Here is a 16,665-nt window from a genome sequence, read left to right as displayed (position 1 = left end):
TTATCGCCGCTTAGTATGAGTTTTTGACGCCGGCAACTTAGTGGCGTGATAAACGGCAAACTTATTATCTTCTGCAACACGGTCACAATGCCCAAAAGCTTGTTCGATAAGCTCGGGCCAAGGTAAGAACCGATTAGCCACCAGCCATAGTTCACCGTGTGAATGTAAATGCTGATAGACACTACGTAAGAACTGCTTGCCAATTTCATAATCAGTTGCCAAGCCAGTATGAAATGGCGGATGACTAATTACGTAATCGAACTGTCCCAAAGTATCAGATAAACCATCGCTTGCAATGCAAGTACCGGTTAGCGCATTCAGCTCGAGCGTACGCTCGGTTGCTTGTAACGCCAGCGCACTCACATCTAAGTAGGTAATCTCCAACGCTGGAGTTTGACGATTTAGCCATGCGCCAAGCACGCCATGGCCACAAGCGAAATCGAGCACTTTGCCGCGCTGCCAAACCGGAAGGTGTTGTAATAACATCGCGCTCCCAGCATCAATGCTTGGGAAAGCAAAAACACCCGGCAGACTCGCTAGTTTCAGTGGCGTGGGCTGATTGGGTTGGTCAAGATCAACATAAACAAAATGATCATCCACTGCGAAGCTATCGGCATGTTGGTTAACACATGTTCGCAGTAACAGCGAATGGTTTCCAACCGCCACTTTTTGCGCCGGTGCGACCGTATTCGGAAACTGTTTGTGAATACTTTTGATACCGCCACGATTGTCACCGACTAACCAAATCGTTGCGCCTTCTTGTAACACGTGACGGAGCGCCTCAAGCACGTACAGCGTCAATTGCTTCTCTTTCGGTATCCAGACAAGTGCAGCCTTAGCACTCCCTGCTTGCGGCGCGCTTGCACCAAAATGGTGCAAAATATCAGGAGCTTGGCGTTGCCATTGCTCGGAATAACCGGCATGCCACTGCCAGCAACTGACGACGGGAAGTAATTGCGCCAACTCAGCGTCAGGCGCATTCACAACCAACAATGGCTCATCTTCGAGTCGCAATTGTTGGCGAAGAACCAGTTGTGAAGGAGGACTTAAATGCTTCAATGTATGCTTCTCTAAGTTACCTAATTGCTATTGTTATATCGGTTTTTGGTCGTAAGCTTCCGCGAATACGTCAACATTTTCGCTGGCATGTTCAATTCGTTCACCATCAAATTGTGCCACATTAAATAAAGCTTCGCCCTCGTTGGCAACAGGAATGTTACTGATACCAATCACAATACCATGATACGGACTCTTGATTGCATGGAGTTCATCACCATGCGGGTTCACCGTTTGCGCAATCACTTGCCCTTTATTAATGGTCTGGCCAAGCTCGACTTTAGGAACCACCAACCCATCGTATTCATTTCGAATCCATGCGCTGCGGTGTGCAACCACCGGTTTTACTTTTTTGCGGCTACGGCGGCCTTTGAGCATCTTCAAGCTCTTCATCACGTTCTGTACGCCAATCACACCGGCCTTAATTGCCGCATAATCAAATCGTAAAGCTTCACCCGCCTCGTAAAGAATCAAGGGAATGCCGAGCTCTGATGCTAATGAGCGCAATGAACCATCGCGCTCTTTGCTATGGAGAATCACCGGCGTACCGAACGCTTCCGCCATTTTAAGCGCATCGCCGTTATCCGTGTCGACACGTATTTGAGGCAGGTTACTGCGATGAATCGCGCCCGTATGCAAATCAATAATATGCGTCGCGTTCTGCACCAAGGTTTCGTTAAATAAGTGTGCCAGCCGGCTTCCCAATGCACCACGCTCCGAGCCAGGGAAACAACGATTCAGGTCACGACGGTCGGGTAAATAACGCGACTGTTGAATAAAACCAAATACATTAACTATCGGTACAATGATCACAGTACCGGCCAGTTGTAACGGATCTAACTCACCCATTAAACGCCGACATACTTCAATACCATTCAATTCATCGCCGTGAATTGCCGCACACACGAGCAACGTAGGGCCAGGCTTCACGCCATGAAACACTTCAGCATGCAAATCCATCGGGGTATCGTTGTACAGCCGTGCCGCCGGTATTTTCACGCTGTGGCGCGAACCGGGTGCAATGCGCTGGTTAGCTAACTGAAAAGATTTATGCTTCATAAAACATCCGTTATTCGTTGTTCGTTATTCGTTATTCGTGAGTTTGGTTCGCCGGAGAATTCGCAGATGTATTTGCTCACTTTCTGTTGTGATGTTTTTGGTTTTTCGTTTCGCTTTTTCCAATAACGAATAACGAATAACGAATAACGTCTTTGCCTTTGCTGTTAGCCCTTGCCCTTGGTTCTGGTTTTGTTGGCCTTGGCGTTCTTCTCAATGAAACTGATAATTTGATCAGCCACATCCTTGCCCGTTGCACCCTCAATGCCTTCGAGGCCTGGCGATGAGTTGACCTCCATCACCAGAGGCCCGTGGTTAGAGCGAAGGATATCGACACCGGCAACGTTCAAGCCCATGGTCTTGGCTGCTTTGACGGCGGTTGCGCGTTCTGCTGGCGTCAGTTTCACCAGGCTAGCTGAGCCACCACGGTGCAAGTTAGAACGGAATTCGCCCGGCTTGGCTTGGCGCTTCATGGCTGCAATAACTTTATCGCCAATCACGAAACAGCGGATATCGGCACCGCCAGCTTCTTTAATGTACTCCTGCACCATGATGTGCGACTCGAGTCCCATGAAAGCTTCGATAACGCTCTCTGCAGCTTGACGCGTTTCGGCCAAAACAACACCAATACCTTGCGTACCTTCAAGTAACTTAATAACTAATGGCGCACCGCCAACCATTTCAATTAAATCAGGAATGTCTTGTGGCTGACTCGCGAAACCAGTGGTCGGAAGCCCAATTCCTTTTCGGCTTAGCAATTGCAATGAGCGCAGTTTGTCACGGCTGCGTGAAATCGCGACCGACTCATTGAGCGGGTAGGTACCAATCATTTCAAATTGCCGTAATACCGCTGTACCGAAGAAGGTAATCGAGGCGCCAATACGTGGAATAATCGCATCGTATTGCGGTAAGTCTTTCCCTTTCATGTGAATTGAGCTTTCGCGGGCGTTAATATTCATATAGCAGCGCAACGGGTCGAGCACATCAACAATGTGGCCTCGAGCTTCGCCGGCTTCAACTAAGCGGCGCGTTGAATAAAGACGCGGATTACGCGATAAAATGGCAATTCTCATGCGGTAGCTCCAGGCTGGCCGAGTAAATAAGATTTATCAGGGTCGACAAGGAAATGTCCACGCATTGCTTGGCGGCCCAATAACATACGAAATTTCATGGTGTCGCGGTTCGTTAACGTCAACTCAATTGGTTGCGAGAACTCACCTAAATTTAATGTGGATAGAATAACATATCGCAGCTCAGTATGACCTCCAGAATCTGTCACCTCGCGCTGATCATGTATTTTCGCCTCACAGATTAGCTCTCGGTCGCTGTGTTGTTCAGGATGCAACCAAATACGTAGCCAATCTTCGCCGTTGCGTTCAAACGGCTCGAGTTTAAATGCGTGCAAACACGATGTACGCGCGCCTGTGTCGACTTTCATTTTGAGGGCATCGATGCCAAGTTCAGGAAGTGAACCCCATTCGCGCCAACCAAGTGTTTGCATAAAAACTCCCTTAAAGACTAAAAGCGTTGTTCGTTATTCGTTATTCGTTATTCGTGAGTTTGGTTCGCTGGAGAATTCGAGAACGAATTTGCTTACTTTTCCGTGCGATGTTTTTGGTTTTTCGTTTTCGTTTTCGTTTTTGTTTTTCGAATAACGAATAACGAATAACGAATCACGCTCTTGTGTTTTTTAACTGTTGTAGCCAAGTGATGAAATCTTCGGGGGCCCGATCAAGCGCAGCCGCCGGCACAAACAAATCATAACCCAATAATTCGCGAAAGTGTTCACATCTTACAGCGAACATCGCTTGTACGCCGCGATATTCGATTCCGGAGGCACTTTGATAGCGGTCCGGCACTTCGAAATAAGGTGAATATTCACGTAATTCGGGGCGTTCATGGCGTAGCGCAGCAACCAATAAATGACGCTGCTCACTAAGTAAGTAGACAGCTAGGCGCGGCGTGATGGTTTGGATGATGGGCTCAATGTCATGTAGGCGAAAACCGATATACGGCATTTGCTCGAGCTCTAGGCCTCGGTGCAACCGCGGGATGTCGAACCGTAAAATGTTGTTCCATTGAATTTGCCAACGGCCTCGACGGTGCAAATACGTGATTTCTTTTGGTGTGATGGTCATGCTGACAGGCGGTTCAAAAACCTTCGCGCTACCGAGAAAAATCAGCAGCGCACTGGCAATAAACAGGAGACCATACGCCGCAGTGATAATAGGAGCGTCAATAAGCCATAGAAACATGGTCACCGCAAAGATAACCAAACCTAACGCGTTAAAACCAAGACCATGCGCTCGGGTCAGAGGTTTGACATAAACAATGCGCTCTTCTGTTGAAGTATCAGTCATAGGTTGTGGCCGGATCGGGCAGACCAAATGTCTCGCGAATGATCTGACTGGTGAACTGGGTTTTTAAATAGAAGCCACGGGGTAAGGTTTGAATGATCTCGCCATTTGCGCCGATAGCTTCGGTCAATACACGGCTGTTAGCTGCTTTAGGCCGTAATTGCAGCACTTCACCTTGATGAGCGGTGATAGATTCTACTTCGCCGAGGGCAATTTTATCCATATGTTCTTGCCAGTCGGCACGCAATTGGGCTTCTTGTTGAACACTAGGCTGCCATAAGAATGCGGTGCCGATACAGCGTTCAGCCAGCGGTACGTCGCGACGCCCGTCAATAGGTATCCACAGGACGCATTGGAGCTTATTGCGCACATTACTGGTTTCCCACGTCAACTGATGCACATCGATTAATGGCGTGGTACAGACGAAGGTGGTTTCTAACGGCTTGCCGTTGGCGTCCAGCGGAATGGTTTTCAATTCAACGCCGAGCTCAGGGAAGTCTTGTAACGCCTGTGAACCCGCGCTTGCCCCTAAAGCGCTTTCCAGTAGTTGTCCAACCCAGCCTTTGTTCCGGCGCAAATCGTTTGGCACGGTCATACCAACGTGATTAGCCAGCTCTGCAAAGCTTAAGCCTGCCAGCGCGCTGGCTTTATCAAAGAGCTGTTTGAGTTGCACAATTACCTCGTCTAAACCGATTAATCCTTTCATTCATGACGCGATTATGGAAAAATCCAAGCCATATGTCGAATTTATGAGGGCGCTCGCGTGATAGACGCAGAAGGATTTCGCGCCAATGTGGGAATCATTATCTGCAACGAGCAGGGACAAGTCTTTTGGGCGCGTCGATTCGGGCAACATAGTTGGCAGTTTCCGCAAGGCGGAATTGATGATGGCGAAACGCCAGAACAAGCTATGTACCGTGAACTCTGGGAAGAGGTTGGGCTGAAGCCTGAACAAGTCGAAATTGTTTACACCAGTCGCAATTGGTTTCGCTACCGATTACCAAAGCGTTTGGTACGACGCGAACAACGACCAACCTGTATTGGTCAGAAGCAGAAATGGTTTTTGCTGCGGTTAAAATGTAATGAAAAGGACGTGAACGTCATGCAGTCGTCACATCCTGAGTTTGATGACTGGCGTTGGGTCAGTTTCTGGTATCCTGTGCGACAAGTAGTGTCGTTCAAACGGGAAGTGTATCGACGGGTTTTGAAAGAGTTTTCGGCAGTCGTGATGAATACCGCACCGCGTCGTCCAAGACCTCCGCGCCGCCGCCGTTCTTAACAAAGGTTTTGTGATTAACAAGGCAGGCTATGCTTCGAATACTACAGCGCATTGTTGAAGCAGTGAATCAGGCGCCAGATTTTGATCTGGCGCTGCAAACCATGGTGCGCCAAGTTAAAGAAGCGCTTCACACCGATTCCTGCACGGTCTACCTCGCTGATCATGAGCAACAGCAATTTGCACTCGCCGCCACTGATGGCTTAGAAATTCGTTCAGATAAACCGATTCATGTACCATTTGGCGAAGGCGTGATTAGCCTTGCTGCGTCACGTGAAGAGCCCTTAAATATCGCTAATGCTTCCGATCACCCGGCGTTTTTGAAACTCGAGCATGTCGTTGAAGATCGCTACAAAGCGATGCTGGCTGCGCCGGTTATTCATCGCCGGCGGGTGCTTGGAGTGCTGGCCGTTCAACAAGAGCAAGCGCGTGCTTTTACCCGCGACGAAGAAGCCTTCGTCGTAACTTTGGCGGCTCAGTTAGCGGTGGTTATTGCCCATGCGGAAGCGAAAGGGCTGTTACGTACTGCAAAACAATCACCGTGGTTGCAGACCATCAAAGGCTTGCCAGCCGCGCCGGGTGTTGCCATTGGTGAGGCTTTCGTGGTGAAACCGCCAGCGCGTCTAAGTGAGGTAACACCAAAGCGCAGTGATATGCCAGAGCACGAAATTCGTGCGTTTCGAGCGGCCGTCGCGCGTACTCGCCAAGAATTATTGAACATCAGTGACAGCATGAAAGGGCAGGTAGCTGACGAAACGCTTGCGATATTTGATGTCTATCACGCCATGATGGACTCGGCCAGCCTTGGGAAAGAGGTGGAACAAACCATTAATGACGGTTGGCGGGCACAAACGGCCTTGAAGTTGGTGGTGGAACAACTGGTCAATCAATTCGAAAACCTCGACGATGAATATATTCGCGAGCGAGCGAGTGATGTACGCGACCTTGGTAACCGCATCTTAGCGCACTTACAAAATCGTGAGGCACGACGATTCAATCCTCCGGCGCAATGTATTTTGGTGGCTGATGAAGTGACCGCGACTATGTTGGCAGAACTGCCTCAAGCCGACATTATCGGAATGGTATCGCTGCGCGGTTCAGGTAATTCCCACGCCGCTATAATGGCACGCAGCATGGGTATTCCGGCCGTGTTGGGTGTTGATGATATGCAGCTCAGCGACGTCAACGGCGAAACGCTGATTGTCGATGGCTACAACGGCGATGTGTTTGTCAGCCCTCCGCTGCAAGTTGAAAACGAGTATCGCCAACTAGCTGACGAAGAGCTCGCACTACGTCAAAAAGTAATGCAGGCGCGTGACCTGCCCGCTGAAACCACCGATGGCGTGCGTGTTCAGCTAAATTTGAATGTTGGTCTAAATACCGAACGCGACTGGCTGAATGATTTAAATGTGCACGGTGTGGGGTTATATCGCACCGAGATACCGTTCATGATGCGTGAACGTTTGCCAACCGAAGACGAACAAGAAGAGCTCTACAGCCAAGTGTTGGAACAATTTCGTGGCGCCCCTGTTGTTATGAGAACCCTAGATGTTGGCGGCGATAAACCGTTGCCGTATTTGCCGATGGACGAAGAAAACCCGTTTTTGGGCTGGCGCGGTATTCGTATGACGCTGGATCATCCTGAGATTTTCTTGGTACAGATTCGAGCCATGTTGCGCGCCTCGATGGGGCGTAACAATTTACGCATTTTATTACCGATGATCTCCAGTGCTGAAGAAGTCGATGAAGCGGTTCGAATGATTCATCAGGCCTATCATGAAGTGGCTGAAGAGCTGCAATGCAGCGTTGATGAACAATTATTTGAGCCGCAAATTGGTGTCATGATTGAAGTGCCCGCGCTGATTTATCAGCTTCATTGTGTTGCCGATAAGGTCGATTTTTTCTCGGTGGGTACCAATGATTTGACCCAATACATGCTGGCTGTTGATCGCAACAACTCGCGCGTCGCTAGTTTGTACGATGCGTTTCATCCGGCTGTGCTACATGCACTGAAGCAGATTATTGAGCGTTGCGACCAATTGAATAAGCCAGTGTCGGTGTGCGGCGAATTAGCCGGAGAGCCAGGTGGGGCGCTGTTATTGCTCGCCATGGGTTACCGTAATTTCAGCATGAACAGCTATAATATTGATCGTATTCGCTGGATTATTCGGCATATTTCTGCCGCCGATTTAGACGAAGTATTACAACGCGCATTAGCGTCGCGTTCCCCGCAAGAAGTGAAACAACACGTTATCATGGCACTGGAAAACGCCGGTCTCGGCGGTTTTGTTCGTGCCGGTGGTTAAGGAGATTCGGTGCTCTTAACGGGCTGGTTATGGTGTTTAGCCGGAGGCATGGTGGCAGGCTTGTTAGCCGGCATGCTGGGCATTGGCGGCGGCCTTGTGATTGTTCCATTACTGATTTATCTGTTGCCAATGCTTGGTGTCGCACCCGATCTCGTGGTGCAAATGGCTGTCGCAACGTCTCTTGCCACTATTGTCATGACCACTTCAAGCTCGGCGCGCTCGCACTTGAAGCACGGCCAAGTGAGTTTCTTCTGGGTTCGACGTTTAATTCCTGGGCTCATGGTTGGTGCCGTATTAGGGGCGTGGCTGGCGACGTTACTGGATCCGGATTGGTTGCAACGTATATTCGCAGGCGTGCTGGCATTGCTCTCCATTCGTATGTTGATACCGCAGCGCAGTGGTGAGCCACTTACCAACGTATCAAAACGCTTGATGGCCTTAATTAGTGCAGCGATGGGCACTTTATCAGCACTTGTCGGTATTGGCGGGGGCTCACTAACCGTACCATTATTGCAGCGTCTGCGTGTTCCCATCCGTCAAGCAATTGCGGTATCCTCGGTGGGAAGCCTAAGCATTGGCTTGAGCGCGGTGATCGCCTTTATTGTGCTTGGACAACAATTAGAGGGCGGCGATGGTTTACTTGGGTATGTGCACGTGAAAGCGTGGCTCGCAATTTCACTGACCTCCATGCTGTTTGCACCGCTCGGTGCCAGCTTGACTCAACGGATACCAGTTAAACATTTGCAGCGCGGCTTTGCGGTGTTTTTAGTTATTATTTCAATAAAGTTAGCAATAGGATAATTGATGCAAACAGGAATGACACAAACAGAATACATGGTGCATCCAAGTATCGATCCGATTATCGTCAGCATCGGGCCGTTAGACCTGCGCTGGTATGGCTTGATGTACCTCGTTGGCTTTCTGTTTGCTTGGTGGTGGGGAAACCGCCAATGCCGTATGCCGCATTATGCGGACCAAGGTTGGACCGAGAAACGCTTCAGTGACTTGCTGTTTTGGGCATTTATGGGCGTCATTTTAGGGGGCCGTATTGGCTATGTGGTGTTTTACCAATTCGAGTACTTCATCGAAAACCCGCTCTATCTGTTTGATATCACCAGCGGCGGCATGTCGTTCCACGGCGGTATGCTGGGTGTGATTGCCGTATTATGGATATTCGCTGCGAAAACCAAGCAATCATTATTGGCTATCGGTGATTTTGTCGCGCCATTGGTTCCAGTGGGATTGGGTGCTGGCCGTATCGGCAACTTTATTAATGGTGAGCTCTGGGGTCGCGTTACGGATGTACCATGGGCGATGATCTTCCCGGCAGCCGGGCCACTACCACGTCATCCGTCACAGCTTTATCAAGCCGCACTTGAAGGCCTGTTGCTATTTATAGTGCTGGCACTATATAGCCGTAAACCGCGTCCGGTTGGCGCCATTGGCGGTTTATTCTTGATTGGCTACGGCTTAGCACGGTTCGTCGTTGAATATGCCCGCGAGCCTGATAGTCACTTAGGCTTGCTATCCTTTGGCTGGTCGATGGGCCAGTGGTTATCAGCCCCCATGGTTGTTGCGGGTGTGGTGTTGATGTTGCTAGCGTATAAAAACAAAAACAATAACGGAGCCAATGCGTGAAACAGTATCTAGAACTTTGCCAACGTATCGTTGAAGATGGCGTTTGGGTAGAAAACGAACGTACCGGCAAACGCTGTTTAACCGTGATCAATGCGGATCTTGAATATCGCGTTGATCGCAATGAATTTCCGTTAATCACCACCCGTAAAAGCTATTGGAAAGCCGCTATTGCTGAGTTGCTCGGATATATCCGAGGCTACTCCAATGCCGCAGATTTTCGTGCGCTTGGCACCCCAACATGGGATGCCAACGCCAATCTAAATGAAGCATGGCTAGCCAACCCACACCGTAAAGGTGAGGACGATATGGGGCGCGTTTATGGCGTACAAGGTCGAGCTTGGGCTAAGCCTGACGGCGGCGTGGTCGATCAATTGCGCAAAGTGGTCGACAACTTATCTCGCGGCATCGACGACCGCGGCGAAATCATAAGTTTCTATAACCCAGGCGAATTTCATATGGGCTGCTTACGCCCGTGCATGCATACCCATAATTTTTCGCTACTGGGTGATACCTTGTATTTAACAAGTTATCAGCGCTCATGCGATGTACCGCTGGGGCTAAACTTCAACCAAGTACAAGTATTTACCTTCTTAGCATTAATGGCCCAAATTACCGGTCATAAAGCCGGTGTGGCCTATCACAAAATCGTCAACGCCCATATTTACGAAGACCAACTCGAACTGATGCGTGACGTGCAGCTCAAGCGCGAGCCTTACCCCGCGCCGCAGCTCGAAATCAACCCAGACATCAAAACCTTAGAAGACTTGGAAACCTGGGTCACCATGGACGACTTCGCCGTCCACAACTACAAGCATCACCCACCAATAGCCTACCCCTTCAGCGTGTAGCCCGGCGTTTCACGCCGGGCGGCGCGAAGCGCCGTTAATCGTTATTCGTTATTGGTTATTGGTTATTCGAGGAGCTCATTGCGTAAAGTTGAAACATTGCAACAAACCCCAGAGCTCCTAAACACGAATAACCAAAGCGAGAGAGAGGTATATACACCCCCCTTTTCTAAAAAACTCGATTTTCAGCGCTTATTATAAAATCCTTTATACGATACCTAATCGCCATTTATTGATATTAAAGTGCTATTTATGGGTCTTTATTTCATCTTGGTTCAGGCTTGAGATTTTGGTTACCTTCCGCTTTTTATGTCCGCTTATCGGAGCTTTTAAAGCTAAAACCTATAATAAAGTTCGAATAGCGTTATATAAGCTATAGTTTGTATTTTGATGGTTCCGAGGAAATACCCCCACACATACACCCATCAACCTAACCTCCCTAGTCACATCATTCAACGTCATTTAATGTCCGATATATAGTATTTAATTTGCTTAAAAATTAACTAAAGTTCAAATATTAGAACTTTACTTTATCTAATATCAGGTCTACGCTTTAAAGAACAGCAAAGCGTACGAACAGCAAAGCGTACGAACAGCAAAGCGTACGAACAGCAAAGCGTACGAACAGCAAAGCGTACGAACAGCAAAGCGCACGAACAGCAAAGCGCACGAATAACGAATAACGAATAACGAACAACGGACACCGACATGCTTTCACCTGCAGCCCAAGCCGAACAACTCGGCGAACGCCTCAAACAAGCGCGACTTAACGCGAATATTACCCAAGTAGAGCTTGCAGAGCAGGCGGGGGTGTCGCGTAAGATTGTGTTGAATGCTGAAAAAGGCCAAGCCACGCTTGAGAACTTTGTGGCATTAATGCAAGCGCTTGATCTTACGGCGCAGTTAGACAATTTCTTGCCGCCACAGCCGATATCGCCAGTGCAGTTGAAAAAGCTGCAAGGTAAAAAACGTAAGCGCGCAACAGGCTCTCGCGGTAAAGGTTACGACGACGAATTGGATGTTGAAGCATGGTAATGGAAGTTATTGGCGTATGGTATCAAGACCACGAAGTTGGCGCGTTGAGCTTTGATACTGTGCGTGGTGTTGGCGCCTTTGAATATACGCCGGAATTTCTTACCAGTGGCATTGAGCTAGCACCGCTGAAAATGCCACTCCGTAAACAAATCTACAGCTTTCCTGAATTAAATTATGAAACCTTTCACGGCTTGCCAGGCCTTACCGCTGATTCACTGCCTGATGATTTTGGTAACGCCGTACTCAATGCTTGGGTAGCCAGTCAAGGTAAACAACCGAGCGACATTACACCGCTACAACGCCTGCAGTACACCGGAAAACGCGGTATGGGAGCGTTGGAATATCGACCAGCTACGCGGGTAAGAGGATTCGAAAAGTCTCAAGATGTTGAAATTAAAGAACTCATAAAAGTAGCGCAAGATGTACTCAATAAGCGCTCGCAATTTCACGTTGAGCTTGATCCTAGCGGTAGAACCGATCAAGAGGCGATGTTGTCGTTGCTCTCTGTCGGGATGAGCGCGGGCGGCGCCAGGCCTAAAGCTGTATTGGCATTCAGTGGTGACTTCACTGAAGTGTGTTCAGGTCAAACCGATGCGCCTGAGGGATTCGTGCATTACATCATGAAATTTGATGGGGTGACCGAACGCAATATTCAACGGGAAACGTTTGATGATCCGCAAGGGTTTGGTGCCATGGAATACGTTTATTATTTGATGGCGCGTGAATGTGGTATCGAGATGATGCCTTGTCACTTGTTGGACGAGGGCGATCGTCGGCACTTTTTGACACAACGCTTTGATCGCCGCGATAACGAAAAGCTTCATGTACAGACATTGACAGGCATCGCGCATGTCGATTTCAAAAAGCCCGGCAGCTTTTCGTATGCCGAGCTATTTGCGGTCGCCCGTCAACTTAAGCTCAATGCGCATGAGGCTGAGCAGTTGCTACGACGCATGATCTTCAACATCGTCGCTCGCAATCATGACGACCACGCAAAGAACTTCGCCTTCCTTTATCAAAACAACCGCTGGCAACTCGCACCGGCTTACGATGTCGCATATAGCTATAAGCCCGGTAGTAAATGGGTCAACCAACATTGGATGCAACTCAACGGTAAACGTGAAGATTTTAACCGCGCTGATCTGTATAGCCTCGAAAACGTGAGCCCGTTGTTTACCCGCAAACGTATCGACGCCATCCTCGAACAAACCATCGAAGCTGTCTCAAACTGGCCAAAGCTCGCCAAAAAACAACACGTACCCAACGACCTCATCAACGAGATCGCCACCAACCACCGCCTCGACCTTTAATATCTAATATCTAATATCTAATATCTAATATCTAATATCGTTTTTGCACTTATCTCTTCAAAAACAATTTGCTAACATCCAACTCAGTTCATAATAACAAAATAATAATTGAGAGCTCTGGATGTCAGCAATAGCTTGGATAGCTGTAGCGGTTTTATTGCTAGCAGTATTCTTTTTTTTCAAATCCCGTAAATTTCGAGGCTTTATCTTGCTGACGGCATTTGCCGCATTGCTCGGTATGCTCTTTGGTCCGCCGTCGTATGTTGTGCATACCGATTACACGACAACGTTGCGTGATGATGCCAGCGGTACCGAATATCACTACGCTTGGGCAATTAATAAATTGGCTCCGACCAACGCCAAGTTTGCACGGGTAGGGCTGTATAATCCCTCGACCAAAGAATTTAGACGTTTTGATGACGAATTAGCTAAACGTGCAAACTTAACTTTCGTATCGCCAACGGGTGCCAGTTGGCTATTGCATATTTGGTGGTGGATTTTCCCCGCAACTTACCTCGCATTTTTCCTACAACGAAAGTACGGCGGATTATCAAATATTGGTGGGATCTTGTATTTTCCGCGTCGCAACCGTTTATGCCAAGAGCAACTGGCGAACGCTCGTGAGTACGGCACAGTTTGGGCCTATGAAAAAGCTCTTAAGTTTTGTGAAAGCTATCGCTGGCCACCGCGAAAACTAGTCGAAATCCTTCATAAGGAGCGTCAGGCGATTTTCCAAACTTATCGGCAACGCATTCAAACGCTCGAACGGTTATACCGTAATGCCGGCAGTACTCTGCAACAACGTGATGCTAGTGCCTATCAGCGCTATGGAAAGCTGTATCTTATTGCTAACTTTATGCACCTGATTAGTCGCCAACTCGAGCAACGCGAAACACAACAAGCGGCAGGGTTAGCGCTCGATATTCAGGTGCTAGAGGGCTGGTATAGCTATGCAGGCCCAGATAATGAGCTGACTAAATACGACAGTTTGAGTTCACTCGAGCGCGCAAAACTCGCTGAATGTGAGCAGCGCTGGGGCGCGCTTGGTATTACTGCTGTCACGCTGCATGAGGCCACGGAAAAATATGCAAGTGAACGCACGAGTTTTGCTGCGATACGTCAACAGCTCACGAAAGTTGAAAGTGCACAAGGGTTTGTTAGCGAGCAAGTTAGCCAATTTCTGGCTTTCGTTGAGCAGTTATTGCAGGGCACATTGACTGAGCAACAACAGTTAGGAGTGCGACAACTGGCGCACTCTTATTTTATCCAGCGGCTATTTCAAGAGGTTTCTGATCGTTCGCAGGATCATGTGTTTCACCGCTCGTTTTCAAAACAGTTACGTCACACCCTAGCGACCATTATGTCGGCTTACTTTCCAGAGGAAAGCAAAGGCACGCACGGCTTAGCATTATTTAGCGATGCGCCTCTCGCTAACCTTGAGCAACAACAATTGCAGTTTCATTTGTTGCCAGTTGGGCGATTAACAACGGGAGCGCCAACTATTGAAGCGACCGTATTTTATCAGGTCAACAAGCAACAAATATGGCGAGCAGGCTTGCGACAACCGCAATTGCCGAATAACTTTAAAGCGAGCACAGACGCGTTTGGGCATATCGCTGCGACGGCGATGCTACGCGACACCTTCAGTACACGTCAAAATCAGCCAGCGCCATCGCGCCAAAGCGTGTCTGAGCAAACCAAGCAAGACATTATTGATGAACTGAATGAGACCATGAAAGAGCTGGCACAAGGAGCTGGGGAAGATCTTGCTCTTGAACTCATTAATCAGATTATCGCGGGCAATGGCAGTAACGCAGTGTTGCAATTCGAAGCGGCTGTCGATAGCGAAATGAGTACGCTCGTATTTGAATCATTAGAGCATGCCGCAGGCTTGCTGGAGGCCGGATTGAGCTTATTTGGAGGCGATGACTAATGCGCGGAACAATGAGAATGGCAAGTGCAATGTTATTGGCAGTAAACCTCATACTAAGTGCGCCGGCAGCTGCCCAAGATGGCTGGGGACGAAAACTCGGCGAGGTGCTCGGCGAATTGCCGCTTGGCGAATATTATCGTTCGCTTACTGGTTTCAATGATGTGCAGTGGGTCACCAATGATACGCTCGTTGTCCAAGGGGTTATGTATCGCGTACAGGCAAATAGTAACGTGAATGTCAGAGCTGGAACGTCCACGCAAACGGCTGTGGTTGCTTCGGCGTCACCGAACGAGCGTGTAATGATTTTAAAAAAACAACCGTTTGAACCTTGGTTTTTGGTGCAGTTAGCAAACGGTACACAGGGTTATATTCACGAGAGTTTGTTGACTCAAATAGATGATTGACGGTTGTTGTCACGGCGTGTGAAAACGCAGACAAAACTGCTAGAATGCCGCAGTTTTTCGTCCATTGAGTTAGAGAGTTCATGAGCAAAGAGCGTTTTGCGGGTATTCAACGCGTATACGGCACGGCCGCGGCCCAATCTTTTCAACAGCATCACGTTGCAGTGATCGGTTTGGGCGGTGTTGGCTCATGGGCGGTTGAGGCGCTCGCGCGCTCTGGTATTGGTGCGCTCACGTTAATTGATCTTGACGACGTTTGCGTGACCAACATCAATCGTCAGTTACCGGCACTAACAAGCACGGTTGGTCAACTTAAAACAGAAGTATTAGCCGCACGGGTAAAAGATATTAATCCAGATTGCGAAGTGCGCATAATTGACGATTTTCTCTCAGCCGATAACCTCAACGACTATCTCGGTGAACCCGTCACCGCAGTATTAGATGCAATTGATAGTGTGACCGTAAAAGCAGCACTGATTGCTTGGTGTAAGCGCCGCAAAGTGCCGTTGGTTACGTGTGGTGGGGCTGGTGGTCAGGTTGATCCAAGCCAAGTGACATCGGGAGACTTAGCCAAAGCGACACAAGACCCGTTATTAGCAAAAGTTCGTTCCATGTTGCGTCGCGATTATAACTTCTCGAAGAATCCAAAACGCTCGTTTGGCGTTACCGCCGTGTATTCTACCGAACAATTACGTTACCCAACGGGTGATGGCGAGTGGTCGCACGCGAAACCAGGCGCTGGCAGCATGCGTATGGATTGTGCCACTGGCTTCGGCGCCGCGATGCCGGTCACCGCCACCTTCGCCATGCACGCCACCGCACTGCTCCTGAAAAAACTGTAGCCCGGCGTTTTACGCCGGGTGGCGCGAAGCGCCGTTAATATCTGGGGCTTACCGGATGCCAACCCCGCCGGGTGGCGCGCAGCGCCGTTATCGCTCTTGCAGTTTGGCGATGACATTGCGCAAACCATTTCGCCGCGAAGACGTCACAAAGTCAGCCAACCCAAGCGCATCGAAGTGGTCATCTAACGAATAGCCAGAAACTTGTTCTGAGCTCGCACCATGCAACGCCTGCCGAATCACCATCAATAAACCCAACACCACGCGTGACTCACTATCAACCGTAAGCGCCAGTCGGTCATCACGCCAATCAGCTTGCACCCAAACCCGTGCCTCACAACCAAACACCTCGCGCCCAGATGTTCGAAAGTCATCAGGAATCTCAGCTTGCTTCGCCAATTGCACCAAATAACGCATACGATTCTCACGCGAGCCAAGTTGCTCCCGCAGTGCCAACAGATCAGATTCGCTCAAAATGCCGTACATGTAATTCCTAGTGAAAAGTGACAATTCGTCAGGTTAGTCAATAAAAACGCCCGTAAGAGTACCATTTTTGTGCCGAAAAATGTTAATCTTGCTCGGTCTCAAATTCATTTGAACAGAACTCTAAACA

At 49.0% G+C, this 16,665-nt stretch carries 17 protein-coding genes; 10 read left to right on the top strand and 7 right to left on the bottom strand.

Annotation, left to right across the window (positions count from 1 at the left end; all coding sequences use genetic code 11):
* The 6 genes from CWI76_RS06060 to mutH all read right to left on the bottom strand — a co-directional run bounded on the left by CWI76_RS06060 (position 1) and on the right by mutH (position 5,175).
* Positions 1 to 1,059 carry a class I SAM-dependent methyltransferase gene (locus CWI76_RS06060; protein WP_126759471.1) on the bottom strand — a complete coding sequence of 353 codons (1,059 nt, stop codon included), beginning with the start codon at positions 1,057 to 1,059 and terminating at the stop codon, positions 1 to 3.
* A 33-nt stretch (positions 1,060 to 1,092) separates the two neighbouring features.
* The gene (locus CWI76_RS06055; RefSeq protein ID WP_126759470.1) at positions 1,093 to 2,115 is read right to left on the bottom strand and encodes a succinylglutamate desuccinylase/aspartoacylase family protein; all 1,023 of its coding nucleotides are present in this window, start codon (positions 2,113 to 2,115) and stop codon (positions 1,093 to 1,095) included.
* A gap of 164 nt (positions 2,116 to 2,279) precedes the next feature.
* Positions 2,280 to 3,185 (bottom strand): 30S ribosomal protein S6--L-glutamate ligase, encoded by a 906-nt coding sequence (gene rimK, locus CWI76_RS06050; protein WP_092856355.1) that lies wholly within the window; start codon positions 3,183 to 3,185, stop codon positions 2,280 to 2,282.
* Positions 3,182 to 3,613, bottom strand: coding sequence for an ATP-dependent zinc protease family protein (locus tag CWI76_RS06045; protein WP_126759469.1), 432 nt, complete (start codon positions 3,611 to 3,613; stop codon positions 3,182 to 3,184). Before CWI76_RS06045 ends, rimK begins: the two co-directional genes overlap by 4 nt.
* A gap of 172 nt (positions 3,614 to 3,785) precedes the next feature.
* Positions 3,786 to 4,472, bottom strand: coding sequence for a DUF2982 domain-containing protein (locus tag CWI76_RS06040; RefSeq protein ID WP_126759468.1), 687 nt, complete (start codon positions 4,470 to 4,472; stop codon positions 3,786 to 3,788).
* Positions 4,465 to 5,175, bottom strand: coding sequence for a DNA mismatch repair endonuclease MutH (gene mutH / locus CWI76_RS06035; protein WP_126759467.1), 711 nt, complete (start codon positions 5,173 to 5,175; stop codon positions 4,465 to 4,467). Before mutH ends, CWI76_RS06040 begins: the two co-directional genes overlap by 8 nt.
* Positions 5,176 to 5,232: 57 nt before the next feature.
* Between mutH and rppH the strand changes: the two genes are divergently transcribed.
* From rppH to tcdA, 10 genes are all read left to right on the top strand, one after another.
* Positions 5,233 to 5,748 (top strand): RNA pyrophosphohydrolase, encoded by a 516-nt coding sequence (gene rppH, locus CWI76_RS06030; protein WP_126759466.1) that lies wholly within the window; start codon positions 5,233 to 5,235, stop codon positions 5,746 to 5,748.
* Between the two features lie 29 nt (positions 5,749 to 5,777).
* Complete coding sequence (ptsP, locus tag CWI76_RS06025) at positions 5,778 to 8,051, top strand: phosphoenolpyruvate--protein phosphotransferase (protein ID WP_126759465.1); 2,274 nt, start codon at positions 5,778 to 5,780, stop codon at positions 8,049 to 8,051.
* Positions 8,052 to 8,060: 9 nt separating this feature from the next.
* Entirely contained in the window at positions 8,061 to 8,852 is a 792-nt protein-coding gene (locus CWI76_RS06020) for a sulfite exporter TauE/SafE family protein (protein WP_126759464.1), read from the top strand.
* A 15-nt stretch (positions 8,853 to 8,867) separates the two neighbouring features.
* The gene (gene lgt, locus CWI76_RS06015; protein ID WP_126759908.1) at positions 8,868 to 9,689 is read left to right on the top strand and encodes a prolipoprotein diacylglyceryl transferase; all 822 of its coding nucleotides are present in this window, start codon (positions 8,868 to 8,870) and stop codon (positions 9,687 to 9,689) included.
* Positions 9,686 to 10,537: a thymidylate synthase gene (locus CWI76_RS06010; protein ID WP_126759463.1), complete on the top strand. Its 852-nt coding sequence runs from the start codon at positions 9,686 to 9,688 to the stop codon at positions 10,535 to 10,537. The genes lgt and CWI76_RS06010 overlap by 4 nt, the downstream gene beginning before the upstream one ends.
* Positions 10,538 to 11,242: 705 nt before the next feature.
* Positions 11,243 to 11,569 (top strand): helix-turn-helix transcriptional regulator, encoded by a 327-nt coding sequence (locus tag CWI76_RS06005; protein ID WP_126759462.1) that lies wholly within the window; start codon positions 11,243 to 11,245, stop codon positions 11,567 to 11,569.
* On the top strand, positions 11,563 to 12,879 hold the full coding sequence (locus tag CWI76_RS06000) for a type II toxin-antitoxin system HipA family toxin (protein ID WP_126759461.1): 1,317 nt from the start codon (positions 11,563 to 11,565) through the stop codon (positions 12,877 to 12,879). The genes CWI76_RS06005 and CWI76_RS06000 overlap by 7 nt, the downstream gene beginning before the upstream one ends.
* Positions 12,880 to 13,000: 121 nt before the next feature.
* On the top strand, positions 13,001 to 14,812 hold the full coding sequence (locus CWI76_RS05995; protein ID WP_126759460.1) for a hypothetical protein: 1,812 nt from the start codon (positions 13,001 to 13,003) through the stop codon (positions 14,810 to 14,812).
* A 17-nt stretch (positions 14,813 to 14,829) separates the two neighbouring features.
* On the top strand, positions 14,830 to 15,216 hold the full coding sequence (locus tag CWI76_RS05990; RefSeq protein ID WP_157980808.1) for an SH3 domain-containing protein: 387 nt from the start codon (positions 14,830 to 14,832) through the stop codon (positions 15,214 to 15,216).
* 80 nt (positions 15,217 to 15,296) lie between these two features.
* Positions 15,297 to 16,055, top strand: coding sequence for a tRNA cyclic N6-threonylcarbamoyladenosine(37) synthase TcdA (gene tcdA / locus CWI76_RS05985; protein ID WP_126759458.1), 759 nt, complete (start codon positions 15,297 to 15,299; stop codon positions 16,053 to 16,055).
* Positions 16,056 to 16,142: 87 nt separating this feature from the next.
* Here tcdA and CWI76_RS05980 read toward each other — a convergent pair whose 3' ends face one another.
* Positions 16,143 to 16,538, bottom strand: a complete 396-nt coding sequence (locus tag CWI76_RS05980) for a SufE family protein (protein WP_126759457.1) — start codon at positions 16,536 to 16,538, stop codon at positions 16,143 to 16,145.
* Positions 16,539 to 16,665 lie beyond the last annotated feature (127 nt).

It is taken from the genome of Pseudidiomarina marina (assembly GCF_003987045.1).
In the GTDB taxonomy this organism is placed as follows: Bacteria; Pseudomonadota; Gammaproteobacteria; order Enterobacterales; family Alteromonadaceae; genus Pseudidiomarina; species Pseudidiomarina marina.
Note: the sequence above shows the minus strand (reverse complement) of the source record. Positions and strands in the feature narration are given on the sequence as shown.